We start from the raw sequence: 1,790 nt of genomic DNA on the forward strand, positions 1-1,790 counted from the left end.
TGAAGATCGACTCATTGACCATATTTGAACAGGGCAGTTACACAGAATTATCTACAGGCTCTGGTGCAGTTGTGCGGTGCCAGTCATTGCCTGGGCAAGACAGTCATTCTCGATCATTGCAGCCAGCTTCTTCATTGCTGGTTCAACATGACGACTTGAAAATTCGTCAATATCCATTGTCATTTCAGCAGATGTGAAACGCATTGGAACGTGACGCTGCGTGCTCACCTGGAGGGTGGTTGAGGTTTGAATGGTATCAGCACCAGTACCCGTTGCCATTGTCGCACCTGTGCCAGTACTGTACTGGATAGGCAAGCGAATGCGCAGGGTATCACCGATCTTTGCGCCTTGTTTGGCGTAACTGCCGTCATAATCTTTGGTGATGTTGCTGATGAAATTACATTTCTGATGCAACACACGCAAACTTTCTCGCGTAATATCATCAATCGTTAAGCTAAGGTTAGCCATCAGTATTCTCCATCAAAAGGGATTTGAAAACGCTTCTCAGCGTGATTTATTGGCGACTTGCTTGTTACGCCATGCTATCCACTCATCAGTGGTCATTTTCTTTGGGTCTTTACTCGCGGTTCTTCCTGACGTGACTTTCTTCGTAGGAGCCGCTTTCACTCCCGCAGGCCTGCGCGTTTTGGCTTTCGCTATCACCTGGTCGTACAAGTGGGCTTTGTGCAGAATCTTTACATGACGAGGGTCAATGACTTGTGCCATTTCCGCATCATTAAAACCTTGCGTTTTACCGTACTCCGTCAGTTGACTTGCAACTTCTGGCGACCAGCCTTCAATCTCTTTCGCTAGAACTTCTTTCCCCTGCTCCACCATCTGTGCAATCTGCTGTTGTTGCTGGAGTTGTACTTGCTGTTCGCGTTGCGAGATTTGTTGTGCAGCCTGGTTGCGCTGCTCTTTCAATTGCCCGTATTGCCATTGCAGTTTTTGCGCCTCAACCGGATCGTTGTTAATCAACTCATTCCAATCGACTTGCTCAAATTGCTGGATTTGGGCATCAAGACTGGCTACCTGGGCATAGCCCTGCAAGTTCTGCTGTTGGAGTTGCATAGCCTGTTGAACTTCAACAAGTTGGCGTGTTCCAGCCTCCTTCTGCGTCTCAAACTCCTTGCGACTCTCAGCAACCTCTTGGGTTTTGCGTGTGTAGTCAGACTGCCTTAAAAATGCTTCCTTGAGTTCTTCAGGGACGTTGTAGGTCTGTCCCTCGTACTCAATTTCAGTGAACTCCGGCTCGCCCTCTTCCTCCGACGTACCAGCGGCTTCAAGTGCGTCCTTGAGTTCTTCGTTCGTTACTTCAGTTTCTACTTCGGTCGTTTCGGGTTGAACCGCTGGGGTTGCCTCGACGACCTCACTCTCGACTGCTTGCGCTTGGTCGGTCATTGCGTGTCTCCATAAAGGAACACACCCCTTTTGCCTCGCCTGTCAGGCAGGGTGTGCTTGCTGCTGTCATCACGACATGAGCAAAATACAGGCATGAAAAAACCCGCTCTTGGCGGGTCCGGGTGAATGGTTAGATAACGTCCGTTTGCACTTTCTGAATAACTAGCCAATCGTTACGTATGGACCAGCCCCACCATATTTAGCATTTTTTATAATGTGCGTTAGGGCCAGGATCACTCCCTTTGTTCTGAGATAATAGCCTTTGAATCGCCCCCAAAACCCAGTGTGCCCTTCACACATAATGGCTCCCATGTGCCTCATGGCAAATGTCTGACCGAGTTCAGCACTAATACTATAATGGTAAAGTGCCTTTTCAATATCCTTTTGCA

3 protein-coding genes are annotated in these 1,790 nt (G+C 48.5%); all 3 read right to left on the reverse strand.

The genetic code is table 11. The features are described 5' to 3' along the window. Nucleotides 1-51: 51 nt before the first annotated feature. Nucleotides 52-468: a major capsid protein gene (locus BOW51_RS10470; RefSeq protein WP_167367339.1), complete on the reverse strand. Its 417-nt coding sequence runs from the start codon at nucleotides 466-468 to the stop codon at nucleotides 52-54. Between the two features lie 36 nt (nucleotides 469-504). After that, a complete protein-coding gene (locus tag BOW51_RS10475; protein ID WP_078477662.1) occupies nucleotides 505-1,401 on the reverse strand; it encodes a hypothetical protein in 897 nt (298 codons plus the stop codon). 162 nt (nucleotides 1,402-1,563) lie between these two features. Beyond that, the coding region (locus BOW51_RS11490) for a hypothetical protein (protein WP_217349043.1) at nucleotides 1,564-1,790 on the reverse strand (227 nt) is incomplete at its 5' end.

Origin of the sequence: Solemya elarraichensis gill symbiont (genome assembly GCF_002021095.1) — a bacterium.
In the GTDB taxonomy this organism is placed as follows: domain Bacteria; phylum Pseudomonadota; class Gammaproteobacteria; order Chromatiales; family Chromatiaceae.